We start from the raw sequence: 1,506 nt of genomic DNA on the forward strand, positions 1-1,506 counted from the left end.
TCAAAGTCCTTGCTCCAGGTCAGCAGCTCACGGGCCTTCCTCGCCCAAAAAGCGGGATAGTCGGCGCCCGCTTCCTCATACTCCGCCGCCGTGACCACGGCGCCGGCAGCGAACTCCGCGCCTGGAAGATATCGATGCGTTTCATGGTGCCATTTCGGGATCGTTGACGAGGTCACAGATTTCTGACTTTCTTCATGTGAGGGCGGTGCTCAGACCGCTTTTGGAGCGTTCAGGCGGTGGGGCTTGGCGTGATCGTGGTGTTGGGGCCGGATCGGGTTCCGTGCCCGGCCGTTACAGGGTGTCCAGGGCAAAACCCCGCGGCGGAAGGTCGTGGGCGGGCCCCTGTTCCTCCCAGCGCAGCCGGCGAACAATGAGTTTCCAAACAACGGCGCTGCCATTGATGGACGGCATGAGGCTTCCCTCCGTGATGAAGTGAGTGTTCTTTTCGTCATTGAACGGTGCCCACCATCCATTGACGGGGCAGTGCTCGCCGGTCCTGGGACTCTGCGGCATGCCGGTTGTATGCTGCGGGTGCGTGCGTTTCTTCACGGTCCTGATCCTGAACTTTCCATGTCGTGGCTTTATTCGAAATGTTGTGTTGCCGGCCAGTGAGCGGTATGGGGAGTTACCAGCCGCGTTCGGCGAGGCGGTGGGGCTGGGGGATTTCGTCGACGTTGATGCCCACCATGGCTTCGCCGAGGCCCCGGGAGGCCTTGGCGATGACGTCGGGGTCATCGAAGAAGGTGGTGGCCTTCACGACGGCGGCGGCGCGCTGGGCGGGGTTGCCGGACTTGAAGATGCCGGAGCCGACGAACACGCCGTCAGCGCCGAGCTGCATCATCATGGCCGCGTCAGCGGGGGTGGCGATGCCGCCGGCGGTGAACAGCACCACGGGGAGCTTGCCGGCGGCGGCAACTTCCTTGACCAGTTCGTACGGTGCCTGCAGTTCCTTGGCCGCAACGTAGAGCTCGTCCTCGGGCAGGGCCGCAAGCTTGGCGATCTCGGAACGGATCTGGCGCATGTGACCGGTGGCGTTGGAGACGTCGCCGGTGCCGGCCTCGCCCTTGGAACGGATCATCGCGGCGCCCTCGTTGATGCGGCGCAGCGCCTCACCAAGGTTGGTGGCACCGCAAACGAAGGGAACCTTGAAGTTCCACTTGTCGATGTGGTTGACATAGTCGGCCGGGGTCAGGACCTCGGACTCGTCGATGTAGTCCACGCCCAGGGACTGCAGGACCTGGGCCTCCACGAAGTGGCCGATCCGGGCCTTGGCCATGACGGGGATGGACACGGCATCGATGATCTGGTCGATCATGTCCGGATCCGACATGCGGGACACGCCGCCCTGGGCGCGGATATCGGCCGGAACGCGTTCCAGCGCCATCACAGCAACGGCACCGGCGTCCTCGGCGATGCGGGCCTGTTCGACGTTGACGACGTCCATGATGACGCCGCCCTTGAGCATCTCAGCCATACCGCGCTTGACGCGGTTGCTGCCCGTGACAG

At 64.1% G+C, this 1,506-nt stretch carries 2 protein-coding genes; both read right to left on the bottom strand.

Annotated elements, in window-relative coordinates; all coding sequences use genetic code 11:
* Positions 1-291 precede the first annotated feature (291 nt).
* Entirely contained in the window at positions 292-549 is a 258-nt protein-coding gene (locus Q9R30_RS19225; protein ID WP_311218586.1) for a hypothetical protein, read from the bottom strand.
* 76 nt (positions 550-625) lie between these two features.
* Positions 626-1,506, bottom strand: an 881-nt coding sequence (gene pdxS, locus Q9R30_RS19230; protein WP_311218587.1) for a pyridoxal 5'-phosphate synthase lyase subunit PdxS, incomplete at its 5' end; no start/stop codon positions are given.

Origin of the sequence: Arthrobacter sp. AB6 (genome assembly GCF_031844545.1) — a bacterium.
GTDB lineage: Bacteria > Actinomycetota > Actinomycetes > Actinomycetales > Micrococcaceae > Arthrobacter.